The following is a 25,925-nucleotide window of genomic DNA, read 5'->3' as shown; positions in this document are numbered from 1 at the left end:
CTGCCTTACAATTGTTACTGGGTGTATTAGAAATGTTAAAGACCAAGTGTAATACTCCTCTCAATTTAATTCAGCAATAAATGTGAAGTGAATCGTTCCAGTTGAAAAGTTTTTTCATATTTTCGTATTTAGGAAAAATAGGGGGAAATATTAAAGACTCAAAACTAGACAATGAGCCTTTAAATTGCTGAAAAAAGATGGGGGTTAATTATCTAAATATTCGGCGCTCATGCGAACTGCTTTTGCATTGCTGCCATTTTTAACGCAAGAAACTAAAAACGCATTAGATTCAGCCCAAATAGTTGCAGAAAAATCTTCGCCATCAATATCTTTTTCAATGGTAACAGGGTATTTTTCAACGCCCTCAAGCCACTCGATTAACCCTGATTTACACGTTGGAAAGTCGTCTTTTGCTATTGAGCCATTTAAAACCGGCACGGCAATTTGTGGTTTATTGTTGTCAGCAATCATGTCCTCTAATTGCTCTACGGTATACGTTTTTTCAGCGAAAGCAGTGGCGCTTAATAGTGAAATCGTTATTGCTAATAGTAATTTATTCATAATCACTCCATTTGATTTAAGTTTCGAATACTAAGCAATAGAGCCACAATAGGCAATAAAAAAACCCTTCATATAGAAGGGTTTTTGTGAGCAAATTTTACAAACATGTATTAACTAAATCTGTACAGACTAAATGGTTTCACATTCAGTGAGGGTTCTTTGCCTAATAGCAAGTCAGCTGTGAGCTCGGAAGAAACTGGGCTTTCGGTCATCCCCCAGCCTGTGGCAGTATTGATAACTAGACCAGGATATTCATTGACTTGAGAAATGATTGGGTGCTCATCTGGTGCGATGGCCATAGCACCACTCCATTGGTCAATCAGTTTAGAATCCTTAAATGCAGGGAATTCTGTTTTTAATTTCTCAAATGATGCATTCAGCTCTGGTAAATCAGGTAATGCCGTCATATTTCTGTGTTTTTCAAATGGTGAAACTTCATCCAGTTTCCAGCTTGTTGGCTCAGTAAATGAATTAATTAATTGTTCATTTAATGAAATATGCACAGGGAAATCAGGCATAGATAGCAGTGGAATGTATTTATAGCCATAGACGAAGGAGTCTTTAACAACCGGTGCAACAATCACACGAGGAGATGTTGCATAGGTACCATCTGCTTGTTCACGGAAGAAAATATTCCCCGGTAAAGCAACGTTACCCCCCGGTGCAGTTGGTGAACCGGTGATCAGTTGTTGAGATTGATAAGCTGGTAATGTTGGGACATCCACACCTAAGTTTTGCATAAACAGCCTTGACCAGACGCCACCTGCCACAACAACACGTGAGGTCTTGATAGGCCCTTTCTCGGTGACGACATCAGAAATTACGCCTGCTTGAGTTTCTAAACCTCTTGCTGCACAGTTAGTATAAATTTTTATTCCTAATTTTTTCGCGTAATCAGCCATGACGAAGGTTGCAATTTCAGCATCTAAGCTACCAGAGTCTTCTTCAAACCCTGCAATGGTCCATTTAGACTGCGCACCGTTTAAACGTTGGTTGAGTTCAGCACCTTCGATAATGCGTGTTTTGAATGGAATATCTGAACCGACATTTTTACTGCGAGTATCAATCCACTCTCTAACATTGACAAGATCTTCTTCATCGAATGGCACTTCAACGCGGCCTTGAGTACGATAGCTTGTATCTGCACCGACTTTCGCGTTCATCTCTCTCCAACGTTGTTTGCCTAAGTGGTGGAGTAAGAAGGTTTCATCTGGCATTTTATAAGTGATAACTTGGCCGTAGAAGCGGGATGATTGCTCGCCTGCGATGTTACCTTTTTCAACAATAACAACATCTAAACCACGTCCAACCAGCTCAATTGCGGTCATGATCCCCAGAATTCCAGCACCAATAACAACGACGTCAGCTTGCTGTGGTAGAGGGCCTTCAGTTCCTGCAACAAAGCCATGTCGTGGCTTACCAGGAACAAATCGACCTTCACGCGTTAACATTGGAGTTAAAATTCCAGCCCCTGCAGCAACGGCAACAACACCACCGCCAATCAAAAATTTTCTTCTAGTTATAGCCATCTTATTAAGTTCCTTATATCGAATGAGTTTTTAACAATTGACCAAAGCTTCAATTAGAAATGTTTATAATTGTAATTATATCTTTAATAATAATTATAATTGTAAACCAAATTGAGTTGAAATTAAAAGATTTGTTTAAATGTTAAAAAAATTTATTTTTAGATAAGGAATGGACGCCAATATTTCGAGAAAAATAATGGCGCTGGTAGAATTCGGATAGAGAAACAGATAGGGAAATAAATGGCTTTTTTCTTATCTATTTGATTTGTAATGTTTAAATGTGGATTTGGCCTGTTAAAAATAAAACGGCTTTACCTGTTAATTTTACTCGGTCAGAGGTTAGCTCACATTGAACTACCCCTCCGCGCGATGAAATCTGTTGGCCTATTAACTGCGATTTATTCAGCTGTTTGGCCCATATTGGGGCAATGGCACAATGTGAGGTGCCTGTTACAGGGTCTTCGTCAACCCCTTTGGCGGGAGCAAAGTAACGAGAAACAAAGTCACAATCGCTATTAGCACTTTCTGCTGTAATTGCTAACCCAGGTAGAGAAAGCTGCGAAAGTTTTAACATGTCTGGCTGACAGTTTTGAACGTGCTCTGCACTTTCAAGAAAACACAGATAACGGTCTTTTGCTATCCAAAGATCTTTGATTTTGACACCAAGGATATCGACGAGGTGTGGGTAATGGTTTGGATGGCTTTGTTCGGATTCAAGAATTGGAAAATCAAGTGTAAATCCTTGTGCATTTTGCGTCACAACGAGGTCACCCGACAGAGAATTAAATGTTAAAGGATGAATGTCTTGCTCGAGCACTTGATTTAACACAAAAGCAGCGGCAAGTGTTGCATGGCCACAGAGTGTTACTTCAACTTTAGGGGTGAACCAGCGAATATGATGGCCGACTAAAAATGCGGTTTCTGACAAGTTAACCTCTGCGGCAATGGCAATGAGCTGTTCATCTGGTAACCAGTTATCGAGTAATACAATCGCTGCTGGGTTACCGCGAAAAAGGGTATCTGTAAAAGCATCAACATAGTAAATAGGGGCGGAAAGGCTCATTGTATGATTTCCTAAAGTCATTATGGGATGATGAGAGAGCAGTATAGCGCCTATTTTATCAGAAATAATAAGCAAACTATTAAGTGGGGAATGATGCGGAGGATCCGGTAGCGTGTGGGCTGCTACCGGATAGAAGACAATTAATCAGCGCTATTAAGCATTAGCTTCATTTTTGTCTGCATTTTTAAGCATTTTTCTAACAGGGATAATCAACGCTGCTAATACGACCGCACAGATCACCAGTGCAATAGAGACGTGGGAGAATAGCTCAGGCATCGAATCTAATTGGTCTTTGCGAATGTTACCCCCCATGATACCAGCTGCAAGGTTACCCAATGCGCTAGCACAGAACCATAACCCCATCACTTGGCCGCGCATTTTTTGTGGTGCGAGCAAGGTCATGGTTGCTAACCCGATAGGGCTTAAGCACAGTTCTCCTAATGTCAGCAATAAGATACTGCCAACTAACCAGAAAGGTGAAACTCCGCTTTGGGTTGCGAGTACTTGGTTTGCGGCCACCATCATGATAGCAAAGCCGCCCGCAGCAAATAAGATACCAATCACGAACTTGGTCATGCTGCTTGGGTTCATATTGCGTTTAGCCAACGAAGGCCAGAACCAGCTAAATACTGGGGCTAACAATATAATGAACAAGGCATTGATTGATTGGAACCAAATGGTTGGAATTTCAAAACTCCCCATTTGGCGGTCAGTATAGTCACGAGCAAAGATATTAAATGAAGTGGGTTTTTGCTCAAAGGCTGACCAGAAGAATGCAGCTGCAATCAGTAAAATCAAGCATGCCAGTAAACGAGAACGCTCGCTGCTGTTTAAACCGCCAAGGAAGAACATAAATAAGAAATAGATGCCCACACAGGTCGAGATAACATAAGCAGAACTTTTCGCAATTATTGAGGCATTAAATGGGATCGTACCATTATCAATCAAGATAACCAGTATGGCTAATAGCACCATAGCAAAGGTAACCCATTTCCCCACGTTTTTGCGCTCAACCGTTGGACGGTTCCAAGTAGAATCAAGGCCAACTTCTTTATCATAACGGCGCATTTGAGGAATGGCGTAAAAGCGGAAAATTAACAGGGCAATTAACATTCCTAAACCACCAAGGCCAAAACCTAAATGCCACCCATATTTTTCATGAAGTGGGCCAATAATTAACGGGGCAATAAATGACCCCATATTGATACCCATATAGAACAGGGAGAAACCGCCATCACGGCGTGTATCTTCTTTCTTATACAGGGTTCCTACCATCACGGTAATACAGGTTTTAAATAACCCTGTACCTAATACGATGAGCAATAAGCCGACGAAAAAGAAAGTATTTGATAAAAATGCAGACATTGCGATGGATAAATGGCCAAACGCAATAATTAAGGAACCGTACCAAACCGCGCGGCGTTGGCCTAACCAGTTATCGGCTAACCAACCACCCGGTAACGAGGTGATATAAACCCCTCCAGCGAAAATACCGACGATAGCCGAAGCTTGTTCAATAGGTAATTCCATTCCGCCTTGTAATAATGCCGCACTCATAAATAAGATAAGTAACGGTCTAACTCCGTAAAAAGAGAAGCGTTCCCACATTTCTGTGAGGAAAAGCGAACTCAATGGGTATGGATGCCCAAAAAAAGTTTTTGTTTTAGTCGCAGAATTATTCATCTGTGAACTCCCATAAATACTCTCTTGAGAGGTTGTGCATGATATAAAACACCAAGCCGTGCGCCTGAGTGCCAATTGTTATTGATATGTTAACATGAATATATGAAACATATTTTTAACATACATTATTATAGAATCACCTATATACAGAATGAATTTATTGTAAAAGGTGTGTTTTTAAGGTGAAAAGTCGATATAACTCTCATTTCTCACGATAAGCTAGGGGAAGATACAGGATTTTAGTTGACAATAAAAGAAAGAATTTTGAATCGATTAAGTTATTTAAAATCAAGTGGTTATATGTACTAAAATTTGATTTTAAGGAAAGTAAGGCAATAAAGCTTATAAATCATCAGGTTTTTGTACAAAAAATAGCAAGAGGCTTATTGGTCGGTAGGGGAGGCTCGCAGGCCATCGGATTGGCGCCTGATGACTAACCATGAATAAATTAAGTTGAAGAGAACTAACGCAGCGGTGAAAAAGAATACGGCTCTGAAACCGTAAGTTGCAGCGACAAACGACCCCATCAATGGCCCTGTCACATTCCCAACATCTCGCAATGCTTGGTTATAGCTGAAAATACGTCCCGTTACTTGATGGGAAATATTATAGATAATTAACGTTTGTACTGCGGGTAATAGCGCAGCATTCAGAGCCCCAAGCATAAATCGGAGAAAGCCTAGCTCCCAATAACTACTTACCAGCCCCATTGGGAATAATACAAAAATAGATGCGCCCAGCACGGCGAGTAAAACTTTTTCAGGGCCTATTCGGTCACTGAGTTTACCTAACATGGGCGCACTGATTAAAGCCGCAACACCAGGAATGGAAGCTATCACACCACTGACAAAGGCCAAGTTTTCAAGGGAATCAGATAAGTCACGTACATAAAGCGTGATGACAGGGTTGATTGAGCCCATAGCAGCTTGAATAATCATGGTGGTAAAAAAGAGGCTGATAACTAAATTTTTATTACGTAAAGAGGCAAAAACTTGTTTGCTCGTTAATGCATCTTTGCGAGAAACAGGCGTGAAGCGTTCTCTGACATAAAAAAGCGTGACAAAAAAGCAGATAAACAGCACCGTTGCGGTAATAAAAAAGACGGGACGTAAGCCATACTGGTCAGCAAGAAAACCGCCAATGAGTGGGCCAATAAGTGCGCCACTTACTGCACCAGTAGCGAGGACACCCATAGCCCAACCACTTTTTTTCACGGGAACTTGAGTTGCAATCAGCGCGTTAGCATTGGGAACAAAACCCCCCAATAAACCTAATATGGCTCTTAAGGCTAAGAGCTGCCAAATATTTTGTGCAAAACCAATAAGCACCATCACGATAGCCATCCCTAGTGCTGAACGCAGCAGCATGAGTTTACGGCCTTTACGATCGGATAATCGACCCCAAAATGGCGCAGCAATCGCGGAAAATAAGAAGGTGATACTAAAAACTGCCCCTGTCCATAGGTTCAAAGAGGCATGGTCTTTAACGCCTAGTTCTTCAATATAGAGGGGGAGAAAAGGCATGATCAGGCTAAAGGCGGCACCTGTTAAAAAACAGCCGAACCACACGACGTATAGGTTACGTTTCCAATACTCTGTTTTTCCCGTCATAATTTTCCCGTTATGTTCAGTTCTACAGCGTTGTTGGCTTCATTTGCCTAATGTACGCTCTTTGGGATGTCTTCATTTTCCCGCCTAGCTGTAGACCCGACTATTTAGGAAAAACAGTATGAAAAACAGTAAGAAAAGCATCATAAAAAACAGTTGAAAAACCGCGCTATAATTTATCTGATTACGTTAATAATTAATGATGGATTTTGTCTAAATCCCCGTATAACGAAGGCTCCCCTTCAGGACGCGTTTTAAAACGACGATGTAGCCACATATATTGTTCTGGTGCTCTGAGGATTTCTTTTTCAATAACTTGGTTCATCATGGTTGCGGTAGCCACATTATCTTCAATTGGGAAATCATCAATGGCAGGTTGAATGATTAATTCATAACCTTTACCCGCAGGTAAACGTCTTGGTGTAAAAGGCACCACTAAAGGGGAAGCCAGACGTAAAATAATTTGCGAGCCATTGGTTGTCGCTGCATCTTTTACGGCGAACAAAGGCGCAAATGTACTATTGCGAGGGCCGTAATCATGGTCGGGGGCATACCATAAAATTTCACCATTTTTTAAGTCACGAACCATGCCTTTCATATCTTTGCGATCCAACATATATTTGTTGGAACGTAAGCGCCCACGGGTTTGTAGCCAATCGAGGAGGTCATTATCATTGGCGCGATATACACCAATGCCCGGATTTAACATGCCAAAGGCACGCGCACCCATTTCCAAGGTTAAAAAATGAACACCAAGCGCGATAATGCCTCTACCTGTTTGGCGGGCAGCAACAGCATTTTCTTCCCCAATGACTTTGACCCAGCGACGAACGCGCCAATCAGGCCAAAACCAAGCCATGCCCGTTTCAAATAAGCCCATGCCGACAGATTCAAAGTTTTTGTCAACACAGCGTTGCCGTTCTTGCTCACTCATGTCTGGAAAACATAATTGCAAATTTCGCTCTGCGACTTTCACCCGCTTTTTCAAAAAGCGTTTAGAAAATAACCCTAAACGCGTTCCCATCCAATAAATGAGAGGATAAGGCAATAATACAAGAAGATATAACACGCCAATGCCTAGCCAAGTTAGCCAGTAACGAGGGTGGAGAAACCGTTTTTGAAATTTTGGAGCTAGTATCATTGTTATCCGAATATATTAGTCACAAATTAATAAAAAGGCATGATATAAACTATATCAAATTATTCGTTTAAAGCGTTAATTGCCTGCATGGTGCTCATTAACTCAGCTAAGTTACGAACCGCCATTTTTTCCATGACGCGAGAGCGATGAACCTCAACGGTGCGTACAGAAACACAGGTTGCCTCAGCAATCTCACGGTTAATTAAGCCTTGCAACACATAACCACAGATATCTTTTTCACGAGGGGTGAGCGTTTCATAGCGCTGCTTAATTAAATGCCCTTCAGTGGCTTTGGTGGTTTGTGATTGAGCTTGTTCTAAGGTCTTAGCAAGTTGTTGGCTATCAATGGGTTTTTGTAGAAAATCAACAGCGCCAAGTTTCACTTGTTCCACCGCCATCGGGATATCGCCATGGCCAGACAAAAATATCACAGCCAATGTACTGTGTTGTTCCCTAAGGTATTGGTGAACTTGTCGTCCATCTAATTTAGGCATGCGCATATCCAATAACACCACACCTTCTTGGTGTAATGCCGCATTTTGGATAAATGTTTCACTGTCATTCCAAACGGTAACGCTATAGCCCAATGTTTCTAGTAAGAATTGGCAGGCATCCGTCACATCGGGGTCATCATCCACGAGATGGATTACTGGCATACATATACCTCGTCGTGTAGAGGGTGACAAATAAGGTGCTTTATATAATGAGCATTGATTATCGCAATAAAGCCATTGTCACATATAGTTAATGTGAATGTTATCAATTACGTGGCAAAACATGCTTAATCTACGATTTTATTGTGATAATTGAAAATAAGAGTGACCATTAAGCCATGTAACCCATCATCACTTAGGTTATTTTCGATACGAATGTCTCCGCCTTGGCTTTGTATCAAACGCTGGCAGATCACTAAACCTAACCCTAAACCTTCTTTTTTAGTTGTCGCAAATGGCGTGATACCTTGCTCTAATTGACCCGCAGGCATCCCTCCAGCATTGTCCTGTAAAACAAGTAAAAAATGTTGCTGCGAAAAATGAAACTCGAAACGCAGTAGGGTTGCCCCTGCTTGCAAACTGTTACTGATTAAATTAGAAAGTAATTGTTCTAGTAACGTGTCTGGCAACATCAGGGAGACGTCAGGGGTTTCAGGTAAAATTAACCTCGAATTGGGATAGTGCTGGTCTGCACGCAATAATTGCCAAATATGATTAATAGCCTGTTTAACCGATTGCTGGCTCAATGTGATTGCGGGGTCATGGCTTGGTTTACCCGCCCAGAGACGCAAATTGCGAATGATATCGGCTCCACGTTGAGCTTGGTCGTCGATTTTAGTTAATGCGCTAATTAATGGGTGGCTTTCAGACTCTTTAGTCAGGCGTAGAATACACCCTTGGGCATAATGGCGGATTGCAGACAGCGGTTGGTTCAATTCATGGGCAAACCCAGATGCCATTTCCCCCAAAATATTTAACCGTTGTGCCTTTTGTAAATTGGCTTCTTGCTCTCGCAAGCGATTATGCGCTTCTTCTAATTGGCGGCTGCGACGTCTCACCAAAAAGGCAATCCAAACATGATTTATTCCAAGTAACACAAAAAATAAAGCGACAAGGCTGATAGTGATTTGGTTTTGAATGGTCCAACTGACGATATCCTGCCAGATTTGACGCTGTTGCGGATGTTGGTTAACGTCTCTGAGTAAGGTTTCGACTTGAGTCACCGACGCGGGAGCTCCCCAACGCATAGCGGCTTTATCTGTTGATAATAATGTCTTGGTGACTTTGTCGACTAAATTGTCCGGCACTTCACTTAAGGCGGCAAAAGACCAATTTGGATACAGTTCTGTGCTAGTTAAACAAGAGAGAGAGCTTGGATGTTGAATCAATGGGCGAAATTGTGTTTTATCAATCAACCCTTCGCTATGCATGTTTTCTAATAAACAGACAGGAACTATAGCTGCGGATAATGAATCATCACGCAATGCGTATAATAATGCATCTGCAGGGAAGCCTAAAAATTGCATCTTAAAGTCTTTGGCAGCGTCGTAGCCCATATCCCTCAACACTTTGTAACCTAACAAATAGCCACCAAAAGCATCTGGTGAAATTGCTCCGACTTTCTTGCCTATTAGGTTTTTAACTTCTGAAATATCACTGTCTTTTCGAACTAATATCAAGCTGCCAATAACATTACGCGTTGTGCTGTTGGGCTCCACGTCTGAGCGAAGGGAGAGCAACCAACGTAAATGATAGCGGTTATCTAACTGAATAAATTGGGCAGGATTCGTCAACAAAAAATCAATCTTGCGATTGGAAATCGCCTCTTTCATCTCATCTAAATTGAGAGGTTGTAACGTAAAACGCTCCCCAGGAATCGACTCATTGAGTGTATCAATCAAAGGCTGCCAATGAGATTGGGTTGAACTGGGGCCACGTAAGGCCAATACCCCGATAGTCCACTGGGCCGAAATTGCTGGCAAAGACCACGTCAGTAGCATGATTAACAGTATGTGATACAACGGTCTAGACGATTTTTTTAACATATTTGAGTTATTCGTTGCGTTAGATCAATTTAGCTACGGGTATGTGGTAAACCACAATAGGGCAGTGGCTCCACTCTTCTTACAATGGCGCTACAAGCTTTATCAAGATAACCCATCGGGTTTAAAGAGAAATAACAATTTCAGTGGTTATCTTAACGAGACTGTACCCATTGTCAATAACGCATGTAATACAAATAACATATTGATTAATAACTTTTATTTTCGCATTAGCAATGTCAATACTGGAGCCAATTATGGATCTGAGTAAACGAAAATTTCTACAACAAATTGGAGCCGTAACTGCGGGGGCATCGTTGATTCCCATTGCAGAAGCAGGGCTCAATTTTTCCCCGACACGTCGAGAAGGCAACCCAGAAAAACGCTATGGAATGTTGATTGATTTGCGCCGTTGTATCGGTTGCCAATCTTGCACGGTAAGCTGCTCGGTTGAAAACCAAACCCCACAAGGTCAATTTAGAACGACAGTGAATCAATATCAAGTCGCAGTGAAAGGTGAAGAAGGGTTCACCAACGTACTGTTACCCCGTTTATGTAACCACTGTGATAACCCTCCTTGTGTACCTGTATGTCCAGTTCAAGCGACTTTCCAACGTGAAGACGGCATTGTTGTCGTTGATAACGAACGCTGTGTTGGGTGTGCTTATTGTGTGCAAGCCTGCCCATATGATGCTCGCTTTATCAACCACTCTACGCAAACTGCAGATAAATGCACATTCTGTGCTCATCGCTTAGAAGTGGGTTTATTACCTGCTTGTGTTGAATCCTGTGTCGGTGGTGCGCGCATTATTGGGGATTTAAAAGACCCGAACAGTACTATTCGTAAAATGCTGACAGAGCACGAGGCTGAAATAAAAGTACTCAAACCGGAAAGTGGCACATTACCACAAGTTTTCTATATAGGTTTAGATGACGCATTCGTGCAACCGCTGCAAGGCAAAGGGCAGCCCGCATTATGGCAGGAGGTGTTCTGATGAATGGCCAAGTGACTTATATTTCAGAAATAATGGCTCAGCCACAAGAATTCTTTTGGCTTCCTTGGGCGGTACAATATTTCTTCTTCATTGGGATTGCGTCTTGTGCGGTTCTGTACGCGTGCTATCTTCATTGGAGAAACAAACCTGAAAACAGCCGCTTAGAAATGATCGCTGTATTTATTGCTATCACGATGGGGATCACCGCGCCGTTAGCACTAACCGCAGATTTACACCAAACCGCAAGGGTATGGCATTTTTACGCTCATCCAACAATATGGTCTTGGATGTGGTGGGGCTCTGTATTACTACCATTATTCACCACATTTATTGGTTTATATTTTGTTGCATTAGTGGTGAAACTGATTTGGAAAAAAGAATTCAAAGCAACGCGTTGGGTTGCCTTGTTGGCTGCATTTTCAGCCATCGGTTTATTGTTATATACCGGCCGTGAAGCCTCTGTGTTAAACGCGCGTCCAATTTGGTTTAGCTGGTGGATACCGGTATTGATGTTCCTTAGTGCTCTGCAAGCATTACCTGCATTGATTAGTTTAGGGGCTCGCCGTGAACCTCAATATCAAAATCGCTTAGCGCGTTTTCAAGTTGTGACATTATTATTGTTTGCGGTGTGCTTTGCGTTGTGGTTATCAGGTGACACCACTTCAGGTATCGCAGTACGCCAACAGTTAGATACGGCAAGCGCAGGCTGGTGGATGCTAATGGGGGTTTGTGCACTGTGGTTAATCACTTTCGCAATGTCCGTCAGTAATTTAAAAGCGACTCGTTCCGTTCCATACATTACTGTTCTAGCTTTAATTTCAATGGCTTTTGCTTGGTCATTACGTTGGATTTTCCTGATGGAAGTTCAAGCGGTTCCAAAATATAACATTATCGCGAACCCATACCATTTCCCACTGGGAACAGATGGATTATTGGCTATCGTCGGTACATTCGGTTTATGGATTGCGTTAACAATTATTGTTCGTGAAGGTGTTCGCTGGTTTGCGAGGAGAGTGCAACATGGCTAAATTCTCAAGACGTCAATGGCTTAAAGGTGGTTTGGTTGTCGGTGGTATCGCATTATTTGGTGCAAGCTACCGTGATGTTGCCAAACGTGCAGTCGATGGTCTGGTTAATGGTACGTCAGGTAAAGTCACTCTTGATAGGCTTAATGGTAACTCTTTACGCCCTGAAGGACAGGCACTTAAAGGCTGGCAAGAAAACCCAGAACAAGTAGTTGCGATGACCCAGTGTTTTGGTTGTTGGACCCAGTGTGGTATCCGTGCTCGCGTCGATACAGCAAAAAATGAAGTATTGCGTATCGCGGGGAACCCTTATCATCCACTTTCCCATGAAGAGCACTTTCCTTATGGAATGCCACTGAAAACGGCATTTAATAAAATGAGTGGAGAATCAGGCCTTGAACACCGTTCGACAGCCTGTGCTCGTGGTGCGACGTTAATGGAAGGTTTAACGAGCCCATTGCGTATCCTTGAACCGATGAAACGTGTGGGTAAACGCGGCGAAGGTAAATGGGAGCGCATCAGTTTTGAACAACTGATTAAAGAAGTGGTTGAAGGGGGCGACTTATTTGGTGAGGGGCATGTGGATGGCTTACGGGCGATCCGTGACTTAGAAACGCCTTTAGACCCATCTCAACCTAAATTGGGGCCAAAAGCTAACCAATTATTAGTGACCAACGCAGGTGATGACGGCCGTGATGGCTTTATCCGTCGCTTTGCACAAAATGCCTTTGGCAGTAAAAACTTCGGTGCTCACGGTTCTTATTGTGGACTGGCTTACCGTGCGGGTTCCGGTGCATTAATGGATGATTTGGACAAAAATGCCCACGTTAAACCCGATTGGGATAATGTCCGTTTCGCGCTATTCCTAGGGACATCACCTGCACAATCAGGTAACCCATTTAAGCGCCAAGGCCGCCAGTTAGCCACAGCGCGTTTACGTGATTCATTTAACTATGTGGTGGTATCACCTGCATTACCATTAACAACCACTTTAGCGAATGACCACGGTCATTGGGTTCCTGTGCAACCGGGTACGGATGCGGCATTGGTGATGGGGATGATCCGCTGGATCATTGAAAATAACCGTTACAACGCAAAATACCTCAGTGTGCCAAGTGAGAAATCCATGGAAGCCGTGGGGGAGAAAAGCTGGACTAACTCAACACATTTAGTGATCACGGATGATAATCACCCATTAGCAGGTAAATTGTTAATTTCTTCTTATATCACAGGAGAAGGTGACAATGAGAAAGCTTATTTAGTGCAAGATGCTGCGGGTGAATTAAAACTGGCTGATGAAACGCCTACAGCCGAGCTCTTTGTGACACGCCAAGTCACCTTGCACGATGGCAGTGAAGTGACCGTTAAATCTAGCTTCCAGTGTTTAAAAGAAGCGGCAAATCGTATGACTTTGGAAGAATACAGTCAGCGTTGCCATGTTCCAGTGAAAACGATTGAATCGCTGGGTAAAGCATTAACTTCTTATGATAGAAAAGCCGCTGTCATCTCTCATGGCGGTATGATGGGCGGTAATGGTTTCTACACTGCATGGTCAGTTATCATGCTTAACGCATTGATCGGTAACTTGAACTTGAAAGGCGGAGTCTCTGTTGGTGGTGGTAAATTCAATGGGGAAAACGATGGGCCGCGTTATAAAATTGCTAGCTATAAAGGCAAAGTGAAACCTAAAGGTGTGGTGCTGTCGCGCAGTAATGAAGTGTATGAAAAATCAGATGAGTTCAAAGCACGTCAGGCAGCGGGTGAAAACCCATACCCAGCAAAAGCCCCTTGGTACCCGTTTGCTAAAGGTCAATTAACAGAGCAGTTAGCATCTGCCTTGATGGGATACCCCTACGCACTGAAAGCGTGGATCACCAATATGACTAACCCTGTATATGGTATTGCAGGTATTCGTCAGGTGATGGAAGAAAAACTGAAAGACCCTAAACACCTGCCGCTGATTATTGGTATTGATGCCTTTATGAATGAAACCACGGCATTGGCAGATTACATTGTGCCAGATACCCATAACTTCGAAAGTTGGGGGTTTAGTGCACCATGGTCTGGCGTGCAGGTCAAAGCCAGCACAGCACGTTGGCCGATTGTTGAGTCACGTACTGCGAAAACAGCGGACGGCCAGCCAGTTTCGATGGAGAGTTTCTGTATTGCTGTAGCGAAAGAACTTAATTTACCCGGCTTTGGCGATAACGTGATTGAGGATATGGATGGCAACATGCATTCACTCAATACAGCGGAAGACTATTACTTAAGAGTTGCTGCAAATATGGCGTGGTTAGGGGAAAAACCAGTCCCTGAAGCCGCAACAGAAGATATCCAAATCAGTGGCGTGGAGCGTATTTTACCGGCTATTACACGGACTTTAAAACCAGAGGAAGTTCGCCGTGTTGCCTATATTTTCACACGAGGTGGCCGTTTTGCGCCTTATGAAAAAGCGTGGGATGGCGATGCAACAGGTCCTCAATGGAAAAAAGGCTTACAAATTTGGAACCCAACGGTGGCCGTTAATCGCCATGCCATAACGGGTGAACGTTATAGCGGTTGCCCGACGTATTACCCGCCTCGTATGGCGAATGGGGATGATGTGAATGCAGTATTCCCAGAAAAAGAGTGGCCGCTGAAGCTGATGTCATTTAAATCCCATGTGATGAGCAGCTCAACCACCGTTATTGAACGGCTCCGCCATGTGAAACCGACGAATCTTGTTGCTATCCACCCCGATGATGCAGCGAAAATGGGGGTAAAACATGGAGATTGGATTAGGATCACCACACCGGGGGGGCATGCTGAAGCCCAAGTAAGCGTACTTGATGGCGTAATGCCTGGAGTGCTTGCGATTGAGCATGGCTATGGGCATACCGAGATGGGAGCGAAACAGCATTATCTGGATGGCCAACCTATGCCAATGAATGCGGCAAATGGTTCAGGAATTAACTTAAATGACCTTGGGTTTGCTGACCCAACACGTGAAGTCGCTAACACGTGGTTAGATTGGGTTTCGGGGGCATCGGTACGCCAAGGCTTACCTGCTCGCATTGAGTTAATTGGTTAAATGAAGTAGTAAGGATGGCTAGTGGTGGGGACCTGCATAGCTTCACCATTAGCCATCTGGTAGTTGGCAATAAGTAGTAAGCAGTTGACATTGCGCATAAAACGGTGTGCTACCACACCGTGACTTCGGCAAATGCCTGGGAGGGGGAGCCCTCCCTTTTTTAATGGTTTATCGCAAGAGTGGCGAAACCGACTGTTCTAAGCCGATGCTTTGTAGCATCAAAATCCCCATCAAAATAAATAAAATACCTGCCAAAATTTTCAGTGTGATTGCCCAATATGGGGAAAATGACTTTCCTTTTAAGCGTGATACGCGAACCGCATTATCACGCATTAAATGAACAAAAATAGCTATTAAACAAATAGTTAATGCAGTCCCCATTGCCATTGCTAAGGCAGCGATAACCCCCCACACATATACCTCAATGACATAAGAAAACAGCAATACAAGAATTGCACCGGAGCAAGGGCGGATACCCATAGATAGGATAATCAATAGCTTACTTTTAAAACTGGATTGCAATTGATGGGACTGGATAACGTGTTGGTGTCCACAACCACAGTTGTCTGAGTGGCTATGGGCTTTTGTTTTACTTATTGCTCTCGTTGATGAATTCAGTGGTTGAATGCTTTTTATCTTGAGTGGTGCCAAGTGTCTTGATTTGCGGATTGACCAGCCACGACGCAATGCGCTGATGCATAAATAGCTACCCAGCAAAATGACAAATAGATAACTCGTTTGCTCTGCATATAAACTGGTTTGGTTGAGATGCTTAGTAGAGAGTTGGAATAGGATCAAGACTAAGGAAACTAAAGTAATCGCAACAAGCCCTTGTAAGAGAGAGGCAAGTAAACTAATGATAACACTCTGTTTTAAATGAGTCGCTTGGGTGGCAATATAAGTGGTAATAATTAATTTGCCATGCCCCGGCCCAAGGGCATGCAAAAAACCATACGCAAAACTGGCAACTACCAGTAACCCACCTGCATACCATGGGCGAGAGGTGGTTTCTTGCAATAGGTAAGATAGCCCTTGGTTTAACTGTTTTTGCCAAGCTAGGCTAAGTTGTAACCATGATCCCCAGTGGGTGTATAGCTGCCAAGCGGCATAGGTTATAAGCCCCATAAACAGCGCAGTAATTATTAGTCTTTGCGTACGTAAAGGCATTATGGACATTGAATATCAACCCGTTGTGCAAATTGTTTGCCAAGTGCCAAATCTTCTTCTGGGCTATCACTTTTGTCTAAAGAGAAAGCGTAGGCGCGCATTGAATCGGTCACATTTGCTTCTTGTAGTTCCATCTGGCAATTTGCTGCAATATCTAAAGGTAGGTTAACTTGCTGTTTATTTTGGTAAGTCATGCTGACGTAGAATGTTGGGTCGTAAGTTTGAATTTCCACATGGGAACCTGCTATAGGCAGGGGTTGCATAAATGAAGCGGTAAAGAAGAAAACTAAAGAAAAGCCATCTTTTTCTAAATGGTAGCTATCAGGAATACGTTTAAAACTGACTTTCTTCCCCTGATAATAAAAATCAGTGAAATAATCTTGCATTAATATATTCGCCATAATAATAGCTTCTTGCTGTTTCCAACGCGGGTCATCCGGTTTAATGCCTTTTAATTCATACGCGATATCCGCTGATGTCATTGGATCCATTTTCCAAACATAGCTAATCCCTGAGTATTTATCTTGTTTACTTTCAAGGGAAATTTGCATTTCAATAAAACTATGAGGGTGTGCCGCTACTTGTGGAGCAACCATAAACAGAAATAGAAAATAGAAAGGAAAAAATCGCATCATTCAGTCAGCTAAATTGGTTTATCAAAAAAATGTTATAACATAACGAAAAGCAAACTAAAATATCTCGTAGTGATTTAAAATTCAACCTAAAACGATTGGTTAATACTTTTATCACGATAACCCTACAAATAAAGGGTTTTTTATTAACATAATAAGAGGGATAATACTCACCAAGATTTAAATAGGGTGGCAGCTCGCCTGAATTTATTTAAATTAAAATATTATCAATGAGTTAAATAGGATTAAGAACACCATGCCAGTGTTACATAACCAAATTTCAAATAAAATATTAAAAGAACGTATGTTGGCAGAAGTTGAGCCGCGCACCACTATTTCTTTTTATAAATATTTTAATATCCAAGACCCAAACGAATTTCGTAATCAATGGTACCAACAATTTAAAGCATTAAGCGTTTTTGGACGTGTTTATATTGCAAAAGAAGGTATTAACGCGCAAATCAGTGTGCCGGAATCTAATGTGGGCGCATTGCGCGAACTTATTTATGCAACAGACCCCGCATTAGATAACTTACGTTTAAATATTGCGATTGATGATGACGGTAAATCGTTCTGGGTGCTGCGTATGAAAGTCCGTGAGCGCGTGGTGGCTGATGGTATTGAGGACGAAACATTTAACCCTGCAAATACAGGTCAATATCTAAAAGCTCACGAAGTGAATGAAATGATTGATGACCCAAATACTGTTTTCGTCGATATGCGAAATCATTATGAGTACGAAGTAGGGCGTTTTGATAACGCGATTGAAATACCTTCAGATACATTTAGAGAGCAACTGCCAATGGCGGTGGAAATGCTGCAAGAGCAAAAAGACAAAAATGTCGTAATGTATTGTACTGGTGGGATCCGTTGTGAAAAAGCCAGTGCTTATATGCTGCATAATGGCTTTAAAAATGTTTACCATGTTGAAGGTGGGATTATTGAATACGCGCGTAAGGCGAAGGAACAAGGGTTGCCTTTGAGGTTTAAAGGGAAAAACTTTGTTTTTGACAACCGAATGGGAGAGCGTATTACAGAAGACACATTAGCACAATGCCACCAATGTGGTGCACCTTGTGATACACACACCAATTGCCGTAACGATGGCTGTCACTTGCTGTTTATCCAATGCCCTAGCTGTGCAGAAAAGTACGAAGGTTGCTGCAGTTCGTCTTGCACTGAAGAAATGAAACTTCCAGAGCAAGAACAACGCGCACGCCGTGCAGGTCGCGAAGTCAGTAATAAAATCTTTAATAAGTCACGTCACCGTTTATCCGATGGGTTATTAAATAAAGATAACTAATTATTGATGTTCTCTATAATAAGAAAGCCCTGTAATTAGGGCTGATTAGAGCAAGATAAAATTAATTGAAATAAAAAATTTATTTCATTCGATGTCATTACGTTGCTTATACCCCATGCATTTCGTATGAAATTCATGGGGTATTTGTTTATGGTTTACAGCAGGTAACGCCATTTTGTAAAGAAGTGTAATTTAAGACTTGAAATACGCGTAACTGGCACTATATAAGAATTGCACCAAGAAAGAGCATTATCCCATACTAGGTACACAGGTAATGGTGCATAGTCGTATGTGTTTAGTTTGATATAAAAATATTGAAGGAGAAATTATGTCTAACATTAGATCTTTTTCATTATTCCCAACATTATCCGATAGTCTACTTTCTAACAGATTTGACCAAATGGATCGTTTGTTTAGCCAGCTAACAGGTAATAGGCCTTTAACTTCAGAGCATCCGTATAATTTAAAACAAATAAATGAAACAAGCTATCAATTAACGGTTAGTGTTCCAGGTTATAAGGAAGAGGACTTAAGCGTATCCCTAAAAGGCGGGAAATTGTATGTTCAAGGTGAGCAATCAGCAGAATTAGTTAATGATTCTGAGAAATGGATCCATCAAGGAATAACGCAAAATAAGTTTTCCCTTGAATTTAATCTCGGTAAAAATGTGAAGATAGAAAGTGCTGAGTTATCTAGTGGTTTACTAACTCTGGATATTGAATATGAAATCCCGGATGAAGAAAAACCTCGAGTTATCGCTATTGAAAATAAAGATATAAAATCATAGAACTAAAATTTATGACTCGTCAGCAGCAGTTAGAGTGACTTTATAATATTGGACACTTTTGCTGACCGGTTTGTAAGGCCTGATTTCGTTATTCAAACGGAGTCAGGCCTTTTAGTTTTGTTTTAGTCGATTTAAATTAAAACATTTTTAATATAAATATTTAAATACATTATATATAAAAAATAACTCAATTCTATTTTTGACGAAAACTTTAGATGCGATATGTATTTTCTGTGAATAGACAGTACTATTGCTAATTCCTAGTTTTCGAGAAATAATATGATTGGGTGTCTCATTCATCCAGTTATTAATAATATTTTGTTCTTTAATCGTGAAAATAGATGACTCAATATTATTAGCAAGTTTGGTGATTTTTTCTATTTGTTCATGGTCACGAATAACTTTATCAAGCGTTTGAATAATAATGCTTTTTGATAGAATAAAGTAATTATCCTTTAATAATAATGGGTTGTTTGTTTGCGGATAAGGAGCATTAATATAAATATAAAAGCGTGCATTATTAGTATTACTTAATAACTGCTGTAGAGTAGGGCAGTAATCAGAGTAATTACAATAGTAGGTTAGATTCACCAGTATAATGCTTGGTAGGTTTGTGTTCATAAAACCAATGGCTTCTTTTATACATCCTGTACTAATAAATTCGAGTTTTTTATTTTTAGATAAATATTCTGTAATGCCAAGACGTGTATAATCACATTCATCAATAACTAATATTCGCATTGGAACATCCTTGTTCAAGAAGATGGCTTACAATAAATTGGAATTGATAGAGAAGTCAACCAAGGATTAATAAAAACAATAAATAGTGTTCTTATTTGAAATTGCTAATTAGTAATTAATTAATAAGGTAATTATATAAAGACATATAGTTATCTATATAGATGAATAAATTAAATGGATATTAGTGGCACTAATATCCATTTATTTTCCTAGTGTGTTTTAAAATCAAACTCAACATATTCCCCTGATTCTATCTTGTCTACACCTGCTTGGAGAATATGAATAAGTTGTTTAGCCACATCAGTCGTTAGCCACATGGTTTTATCCACAATAGCATCACCTGTGTGTTTATCTTGCTCGGGGAGGTAGTGCAAACGCAACATCATAGCGTCGTAATCATCGACTGTGCTGATGTCCCAGCCAACTACTGGGTGGGTTTGAATGACATCATTTTTTTTATTCATATAAACCTCCTAATCAAACATCGTGATAAATAATAAATATCTATAACTGACTAAGAGCAATGACCTCGTGATGAGTCCACTTTTAGTATAAGGAGATTTCGCTAATAAGAAAGCAAATAAAACATTTTTTTTGTTTATATAGCAGAAAATGCATAAAACAGACAATAAGGATTGTAAAAACAGAATGGGAAGCACTTTGAACTTCCCATTAGTGTATAAACTACTGACCCAGAGCGACTGTCCAGCGCGCATCTTCTCCTGCTAAGAAAGGAACTAATTTATCATTACAGCAATCAATCGATTCGCAAGTAATATTTTGTTCTTTAGTTAGCGTAATAGTTCCTTCGTTTACAGGTAAGTTATAGAATTTAGGACCATTTAGTGAACAAAAAGCTTCGAAATGTGCCAAAGCACCCAGCTCTTCAAAAACAGTCGCGTAAGCCGCTAATGCGGTGGGAGCATTAAAGACCCCAGCACAACCACAGGTAGACTCTTTACGTGATTGTATATGTGGTGCGGTGTCGGTACCAAGGAAGAAACGGTCACAACCTGAAGCAACGGCTGCACGTAATGCTTCTTGGTGTACATTACGTTTCAAAATAGGCAAGCAAAATAAGTGCGGCCTTATACCACCAACTAACATATGGTTACGGTTAAACATCAAATGTTGAGGTGTTAAAGTTGCAGCTGTAAATTCATTTGCTTCTTGGACATATTGCGCCGCTTCTTTGGTGGTTATATGTTCAAAAACGACTTTGAGTTTTGGAAACTGTGCCCGTAATGGCAACATAACTTGCTCAATAAACAACGCTTCGCGGTCAAAAATATCGATATGGCTTGCGGTGACTTCACCATGGACCAGCAATGGCATTCCTGCTTGTTCCATCGCAGCTAATACGGGATAAATTTTTTTAATATCAGATACGCCATGACTAGAGTTTGTTGTTGCATTAGCCGGGTAGAGTTTACAGGCAGTAAATACCCCTTCGTTAAAGCCACGAACCACTTCAACAGGATCTGTGCTATCAGTAAGGTAGCAGGTCATTAAAGGGGTAAATTGATGCCCTTCTGGAACCGCTTTTAGGATGCGTTCACGATAAGCTTTTGCGGCTTCAATCGTTGTGACTGGTGGCACTAAATTCGGCATGACAATTGCACGGCCAAAAAATTCACTGGTATAGGGAACGACCGTTTTTAACATATCATCATCGCGAAAATGAACATGCCAATCATCAGGGCGGCGGATCGTTAGGGTAGTTACAGTTGTCATTAAACCGGCTCCATAGGGGAAGAGTGAATGATGAGCGAGTGCTCAAGCCGGAATAGAATGATAAAGGTAAAGTAAAAAAATAGCTATGAGAAATCACGATTATAGCTTATTTCAGGGGCAGATCGCGCAAATAACGTAAATAGGTGGCTTATTTAGTTTGTTCAATAGCAAAAAACCTGCTTAAGTTTCCTTAAGCAGGTTTTTCTAAATTTTGGCTCCTCCAGCTGGACTCGAACCAGCGACATACGGATTAACAGTCCGCCGTTCTACCGACTGAACTATGGAGGAACTCCTTGGTACGCAGAGGATATTAGCTTTCTCTCACCGCATTGTCAAAGGAGAATATCGAAAAAATTGTTTGTTTGCCTGTTATCTGTGCGAACTGTCGGAAGTTTGATCGAAAATAGAGTAGTGGTGATTAATCAAGGCCATACACTAACGAAAAGACTGAGACAAATCTGAGTTGATGAGCGGTATATTATTTCAAGTTTAGAGGTTAATCGTAGTTAATCACTACTAAGTCATGGATGGATATAAAGTAGTTTAATTTTTATCGCGGAAAGTGATACTGAAGATGATTCCTTGCGCAGTGGCAAGGTGGATTTGGTTATCGGTTCCTCTCGAGACTGGCACCCTGAAATTAAGGCTCAGAGCTTATTTAATAGTACTTTTCAGGCATTAGTTCGCCCAGAGCATCCAATTATCGGGCAGGTGACGCCTGAAAGCTTAACGCATTACCCACATATTAGCGTATCGCGCCGAGGGCGTACATTGGGGCCAATTGATGACGCATTACGCGACCTTCAATTACAGCGTAATGTTGCATTGACTTTACCTAGTTTTCATTCAGCCATGATGTTAACTATGAACTCTGACTATATTTTGCCGCTCCCTCGTCATGTGCTGCAAGGGGTAAAGAGTGTTAATTTGCCATTGGTTGAAATTGAACTTCCTTTGGGATTGGTGCCTATATTTATCGTGCAAGCATGGCACCCAAGGTTAGATAGGGACCCTGCGCATCAATGGTTACGCCAGACGATTAAACAATTTTTTCTAGAGAAAGAATAAGTATTTATTTTATGGTGGGAACTCTTGTATTTGCCGTAAGTAAAGTAATGCTAAGAAGAGTGATTTTTAGGTAGATAGCAAAAAGCCCGCATTAAGCGGGCTTTTTAAATTTGGCTCCTCCAGCTGGACTTGAACCAGCGACATACGGATTAACAGTCCGCCGTTCTACCGACTGAACTATGGAGGAATTGTTTTGTTCCTGAGAACGAGGCGCATATTACCCATCCTGTTCACTGTTGTAAAGTATAAAAATGAAAAAAATAGCCAAGTGGGCGTTAAGTAATCGATTTGGTGGTTATCTATCCTAATATATGATGCGTAATGCATACCAGATGGATTATGAGAGGTGCTAGGAGATCATTGATAGTAGAGATGAATGATATAATGGTGATATATATTTAGCAGATAGCAAAAAGCCCGCATTAAGCGGGCTTTTTAAATTTGGCTCCTCCAGCTGGACTTGAACCAGCGACATACGGATTAACAGTCCGCCGTTCTACCGACTGAACTATGGAGGAATTGCTTGTTCCTGAGAACGAGGCGCATATTAACGATATCATCTCAGGCTGTCAATCATAAAAACAGAAAAAATATCCAACTGCTCATTCAATGCACATTATGACGAAGTTTTACTCTAGTTAATTGATATTGAATTAATTTTGAGTTGCAAGTGTACCAGGTAATTGCGTAGAAACTTCAGGATAAGCGACATGATAGATATCATAAAAGGAAATCATTCCTTTTAATGCAATTAAACGCGATATTTCTTGTTTTATAGCAGAGCTAACATCTTGTGAATCAATGATTTTGCTTATCGCATTATCAGAAACTGGTTCAGTAACAAACCATTCCCCGTTATAACAGACACGTAAATCTAAGACGCCAATATCTTCAAAGTGATAAACAGGTTTGATGTCAAAAAGTAGTACACTTGCTAATACAATAAAAAGAATGGTGATACCCAGAGCCCAATAAGGACCAAAATAAGGGGCGTACCAAAGAATAATGGCTAGGGGGACATAAGCCGCAACCATACCAATACATAAATAAGGGTGGTTGGCGAGAAATTGGCTATTAAAATAAGGTTTCCCATCACGGTTTTCACGTTTATTGATGGCATCCAAATCTTCGACGAGTATTTGTTTGATAATATCCATGTGTATAACTCTCTGTCAGATATCTATACTAGGAGGGTATCACGAGCCGTCGAGATTGTTATATATCAGTTAAAAAAAATATTTACACAGATTGTCATTGTATCGGATAATTCTTACTGACATTTATTAGGTTGTTGGCTTTTTAAATTAAAGTTTTCTTTAAACTATCAACTAAATGCAGCGTTTTTGTTAACGTTATAGCCGATAAAAGTGACGCAATCGAAAAAACAGCATATTTTTGAGGTTTGCTCGTATAAAATAGTTGCTATTATCTTTAAGTCATGAGTTAATGAGTGTCGGCCTGTTTAGCAGTCCTATTTGATGTATGATTACTGAGTTAGTGTGTTCTAAAGAAGAAAGTTATCACAGATAGCCTTTGACCGTGACGCTTCATCTTGGTGTTTCCCTGATTAAATAGTTGACTCTGGCCCGTATATGCCAAAAGGCAAGTTTTTTTGATGTTATATAGGAAAAGTCAAATGTCCGACAAAATGAAAGGTCAAGTTAAGTGGTTCAACGAGTCTAAAGGCTTCGGTTTCATCACTCCAGCTGATGGTAGCAAAGACGTTTTCGTCCACTTCTCTGCCATTCAGGGCAATGGTTTCAAAACTCTGGCTGAAGGTCAGCAAGTTGAATTCACCATTGAAAACGGTGCAAAAGGCCCAGCAGCTGCTAACGTAACTGCTATCTAAGCTAATTGCTTAACTGATTTTCTAAAGCCCGTCATTTTTAATGACGGGCTTTTTCGTATGCGCTACATTTATGGTTAATATATTTTGCTGGAAAAGAATGTTATGAATATTAATGACCGTGTTTATGTAAAAACAGACGGAGAAGAGCGTCGAGAAGGAACTATTTTACTTATTGAACCCTTCAATGAAGGGGTAATGTATTTAATTGCATTACCTGATTACCCTGAAGGTATTTGGTTCTTTAATGAAAAAGAAGGCGATGAAGGGATTTTTGTTACGCCAATTGAAAGATAAGTTCAATTTAATGGGCACTTTGTCCTTTACTTAATAATTTTCCCCACTTATACTCCTTCCATCTTTTACTTAGGAGATTATTACTTGGACAGTCAGAGTTGGAATAAAAACTTAATTTAATGGCAAGCCAGTAATCGTCTTTTCTTTTCACTGCTTGCCACAACGGCGGGCGGTGTCTGATGTTTCCTCATCATACTACTCCCTTATAATTGTATTTCATTAGATAGCGTATTATAGCTGTATTGAGTGTGTATTATGTTGGTCTATATTTATTCTTTATTTCCTCCAGGCAATAGCTAATAGTTTTTGAGTAATTATTTTACTCAAAATATGGCTATATGCTTTTTATTAAGCATATAAATCATTATCCAAGTTATTTTTGGAGGGATTATCATGCTTTTTTCCCCTGATATTTTAAATTTGCTGTCTGCTATGTGTTTTGGTGCATTAATTGGTGCTGAGCGCCAGTGGCGTCAACGAATGGCGGGCTTGAGAACTAATGCACTGGTTGCAACCGGAGCGGCGGTATTTATTTTAAGTTCTGTAACAACATCACCTGATAGTCCTGGTCGTATTGCTGCCCAAGTGGTGTCAGGAATTGGTTTTCTCGGTGCGGGAGTGATTATGCGTGAAGGCATGAACATCCGAGGCCTAAATACTGCGGCAACGCTTTGGTGTTCCGCGGGGATCGGTGTTTTATGTGGATTAGGCCAGTATTCTTTGGCCTTGATGGCAACGTTATTAATTTTATGCGCCAATATTTTATTAAGAGAAGCCGCTTCACGAATTAATAAACAACCACAACAGCAAGCACTCGATGTAGAGCAACGTTATAAAATTCGCGTGATGTGCCATCAAACGGATGAAATTTTAGTAAGAACTCTTATTTTACAAGCAATTAATGGACTGCATATTCGGCTGCAATCGTTAAGTAGTGCAGACACACTAAAGCCTGAGCAGCTAGAAGTGTGCGCTGAATTTCTTGCGACACCTGCCGAGCAAAAAGAAATTGAAGCATTGGTATGCAGAATAAGTCTTGAGCAAAGTGTTAGTGCTATCAATTGGAAAGTGGCATCAGAGCTACCGGCTTGATGACTTTAAATTAACTCACTATAGGAGCTGAAATGGACGACCACCCTC

The 25,925-nt window shown here is 40.9% G+C and carries 23 protein-coding genes and 3 tRNA genes; 9 read left to right on the top strand and 17 right to left on the bottom strand.

The window, feature by feature from the left end; all coding sequences use genetic code 11:
- Window positions 1-204 precede the first annotated feature (204 nt).
- The 8 genes from M1F17_RS13410 to ttrS all read right to left on the bottom strand — a co-directional run bounded on the left by M1F17_RS13410 (window position 205) and on the right by ttrS (window position 10,123).
- Window positions 205-561: a hypothetical protein gene (locus M1F17_RS13410; protein ID WP_004255879.1), complete on the bottom strand. Its 357-nt coding sequence runs from the start codon at window positions 559-561 to the stop codon at window positions 205-207.
- Between the two features lie 110 nt (window positions 562-671).
- Complete coding sequence (locus tag M1F17_RS13405; protein ID WP_004255876.1) at window positions 672-2,090, bottom strand: NAD(P)/FAD-dependent oxidoreductase; 1,419 nt, start codon at window positions 2,088-2,090, stop codon at window positions 672-674.
- Between the two features lie 274 nt (window positions 2,091-2,364).
- Window positions 2,365-3,153, bottom strand: a complete 789-nt coding sequence (locus tag M1F17_RS13400) for a PhzF family phenazine biosynthesis protein (RefSeq protein WP_036957873.1) — start codon at window positions 3,151-3,153, stop codon at window positions 2,365-2,367.
- A 153-nt stretch (window positions 3,154-3,306) separates the two neighbouring features.
- Window positions 3,307-4,836, bottom strand: coding sequence for a peptide MFS transporter (locus tag M1F17_RS13395; protein WP_004255871.1), 1,530 nt, complete (start codon window positions 4,834-4,836; stop codon window positions 3,307-3,309).
- A gap of 383 nt (window positions 4,837-5,219) precedes the next feature.
- A complete protein-coding gene (gene mdtG, locus M1F17_RS13390; RefSeq protein WP_004255869.1) occupies window positions 5,220-6,446 on the bottom strand; it encodes a multidrug efflux MFS transporter MdtG in 1,227 nt (408 codons plus the stop codon).
- Between the two features lie 193 nt (window positions 6,447-6,639).
- Window positions 6,640-7,584 carry a Kdo(2)-lipid IV(A) acyltransferase gene (locus M1F17_RS13385; RefSeq protein WP_004255866.1) on the bottom strand — a complete coding sequence of 315 codons (945 nt, stop codon included), beginning with the start codon at window positions 7,582-7,584 and terminating at the stop codon, window positions 6,640-6,642.
- Between the two features lie 59 nt (window positions 7,585-7,643).
- Window positions 7,644-8,240, bottom strand: coding sequence for a tetrathionate respiration response regulator TtrR (ttrR, locus tag M1F17_RS13380; protein ID WP_004255863.1), 597 nt, complete (start codon window positions 8,238-8,240; stop codon window positions 7,644-7,646).
- 125 nt (window positions 8,241-8,365) lie between these two features.
- Window positions 8,366-10,123: a tetrathionate respiration histidine kinase TtrS gene (gene ttrS, locus M1F17_RS13375; RefSeq protein WP_036957871.1), complete on the bottom strand. Its 1,758-nt coding sequence runs from the start codon at window positions 10,121-10,123 to the stop codon at window positions 8,366-8,368.
- 254 nt (window positions 10,124-10,377) lie between these two features.
- Between ttrS and ttrB the strand changes: the two genes are divergently transcribed.
- Genes ttrB through ttrA form a run of 3 tightly spaced genes read left to right on the top strand, consistent with a single transcriptional unit; the run spans window position 10,378 to window position 15,210 of the window.
- Complete coding sequence (gene ttrB, locus M1F17_RS13370) at window positions 10,378-11,115, top strand: tetrathionate reductase subunit TtrB (RefSeq protein ID WP_036957869.1); 738 nt, start codon at window positions 10,378-10,380, stop codon at window positions 11,113-11,115.
- Window positions 11,097-12,143, top strand: a complete 1,047-nt coding sequence (gene ttrC / locus M1F17_RS13365) for a tetrathionate reductase subunit TtrC (RefSeq protein ID WP_112308180.1) — start codon at window positions 11,097-11,099, stop codon at window positions 12,141-12,143. The genes ttrB and ttrC overlap by 19 nt, the downstream gene beginning before the upstream one ends.
- Window positions 12,136-15,210 (top strand): tetrathionate reductase subunit TtrA, encoded by a 3,075-nt coding sequence (ttrA, locus tag M1F17_RS13360; protein ID WP_004255849.1) that lies wholly within the window; start codon window positions 12,136-12,138, stop codon window positions 15,208-15,210. Before ttrC ends, ttrA begins: the two co-directional genes overlap by 8 nt.
- A gap of 168 nt (window positions 15,211-15,378) precedes the next feature.
- Here the strand turns inward: ttrA and M1F17_RS13355 are convergent, their stop codons facing one another.
- Both M1F17_RS13355 and M1F17_RS13350 read right to left on the bottom strand, forming a co-directional pair.
- The gene (locus M1F17_RS13355) at window positions 15,379-16,386 is read right to left on the bottom strand and encodes a nickel/cobalt transporter (RefSeq protein WP_232368731.1); all 1,008 of its coding nucleotides are present in this window, start codon (window positions 16,384-16,386) and stop codon (window positions 15,379-15,381) included.
- Window positions 16,377-17,012 (bottom strand): DUF1007 family protein, encoded by a 636-nt coding sequence (locus M1F17_RS13350; protein ID WP_004255842.1) that lies wholly within the window; start codon window positions 17,010-17,012, stop codon window positions 16,377-16,379. The genes M1F17_RS13355 and M1F17_RS13350 overlap by 10 nt, the downstream gene beginning before the upstream one ends.
- Before the next feature lie 253 nt (window positions 17,013-17,265).
- On the opposite strand from M1F17_RS13350, the gene M1F17_RS13345 reads away from it, so the two are divergent.
- Both M1F17_RS13345 and M1F17_RS13340 read left to right on the top strand, forming a co-directional pair.
- A complete protein-coding gene (locus M1F17_RS13345) occupies window positions 17,266-18,312 on the top strand; it encodes a rhodanese-related sulfurtransferase (RefSeq protein ID WP_004255839.1) in 1,047 nt (348 codons plus the stop codon).
- A gap of 328 nt (window positions 18,313-18,640) precedes the next feature.
- The gene (locus tag M1F17_RS13340; RefSeq protein WP_036957864.1) at window positions 18,641-19,099 is read left to right on the top strand and encodes an Hsp20 family protein; all 459 of its coding nucleotides are present in this window, start codon (window positions 18,641-18,643) and stop codon (window positions 19,097-19,099) included.
- A 147-nt stretch (window positions 19,100-19,246) separates the two neighbouring features.
- Here the strand turns inward: M1F17_RS13340 and M1F17_RS13335 are convergent, their stop codons facing one another.
- The 4 genes from M1F17_RS13335 to M1F17_RS13320 all read right to left on the bottom strand — a co-directional run bounded on the left by M1F17_RS13335 (window position 19,247) and on the right by M1F17_RS13320 (window position 21,862).
- Window positions 19,247-19,840, bottom strand: coding sequence for a LuxR C-terminal-related transcriptional regulator (locus tag M1F17_RS13335; RefSeq protein ID WP_318837014.1), 594 nt, complete (start codon window positions 19,838-19,840; stop codon window positions 19,247-19,249).
- Window positions 19,841-20,049: 209 nt separating this feature from the next.
- Window positions 20,050-20,304 carry a biofilm formation regulator BssS gene (gene bssS, locus M1F17_RS13330; protein ID WP_004255804.1) on the bottom strand — a complete coding sequence of 85 codons (255 nt, stop codon included), beginning with the start codon at window positions 20,302-20,304 and terminating at the stop codon, window positions 20,050-20,052.
- 220 nt (window positions 20,305-20,524) lie between these two features.
- Complete coding sequence (pyrC, locus tag M1F17_RS13325) at window positions 20,525-21,574, bottom strand: dihydroorotase (protein WP_272660580.1); 1,050 nt, start codon at window positions 21,572-21,574, stop codon at window positions 20,525-20,527.
- Between the two features lie 212 nt (window positions 21,575-21,786).
- Window positions 21,787-21,862: transfer RNA gene (locus M1F17_RS13320), tRNA-Asn, on the bottom strand.
- A gap of 294 nt (window positions 21,863-22,156) precedes the next feature.
- On the opposite strand from M1F17_RS13320, the gene M1F17_RS13315 reads away from it, so the two are divergent.
- Complete coding sequence (locus tag M1F17_RS13315; RefSeq protein ID WP_226617105.1) at window positions 22,157-22,642, top strand: LysR substrate-binding domain-containing protein; 486 nt, start codon at window positions 22,157-22,159, stop codon at window positions 22,640-22,642.
- Window positions 22,643-22,753: 111 nt separating this feature from the next.
- Here the strand turns inward: M1F17_RS13315 and M1F17_RS13310 are convergent.
- From M1F17_RS13310 to M1F17_RS13300, 3 genes are all read right to left on the bottom strand, one after another.
- Window positions 22,754-22,829: transfer RNA gene (locus M1F17_RS13310), tRNA-Asn, on the bottom strand.
- A gap of 255 nt (window positions 22,830-23,084) precedes the next feature.
- Window positions 23,085-23,160: transfer RNA gene (locus M1F17_RS13305), tRNA-Asn, on the bottom strand.
- A gap of 135 nt (window positions 23,161-23,295) precedes the next feature.
- Complete coding sequence (locus M1F17_RS13300; RefSeq protein ID WP_004265669.1) at window positions 23,296-23,799, bottom strand: YlaC family protein; 504 nt, start codon at window positions 23,797-23,799, stop codon at window positions 23,296-23,298.
- 479 nt (window positions 23,800-24,278) lie between these two features.
- Between M1F17_RS13300 and cspE the strand changes: the two genes are divergently transcribed.
- The 3 genes from cspE to M1F17_RS13285 all read left to right on the top strand — a co-directional run bounded on the left by cspE (window position 24,279) and on the right by M1F17_RS13285 (window position 25,877).
- Window positions 24,279-24,491: a transcription antiterminator/RNA stability regulator CspE gene (cspE, locus tag M1F17_RS13295; RefSeq protein ID WP_004909801.1), complete on the top strand. Its 213-nt coding sequence runs from the start codon at window positions 24,279-24,281 to the stop codon at window positions 24,489-24,491.
- A 102-nt stretch (window positions 24,492-24,593) separates the two neighbouring features.
- Window positions 24,594-24,785, top strand: a complete 192-nt coding sequence (gene dsrB / locus M1F17_RS13290; protein WP_004255792.1) for a protein DsrB — start codon at window positions 24,594-24,596, stop codon at window positions 24,783-24,785.
- Between the two features lie 393 nt (window positions 24,786-25,178).
- The gene (locus M1F17_RS13285) at window positions 25,179-25,877 is read left to right on the top strand and encodes an MgtC family protein (protein ID WP_004255789.1); all 699 of its coding nucleotides are present in this window, start codon (window positions 25,179-25,181) and stop codon (window positions 25,875-25,877) included.
- Window positions 25,878-25,925 lie beyond the last annotated feature (48 nt).

The sequence above is a fragment of the Providencia sp. PROV073 genome (assembly GCF_033688125.1).
GTDB classification, from domain to species: domain Bacteria; phylum Pseudomonadota; class Gammaproteobacteria; order Enterobacterales; family Enterobacteriaceae; genus Providencia; species Providencia hangzhouensis.
This window is presented reverse-complemented; position numbering and strand designations above follow the sequence as displayed.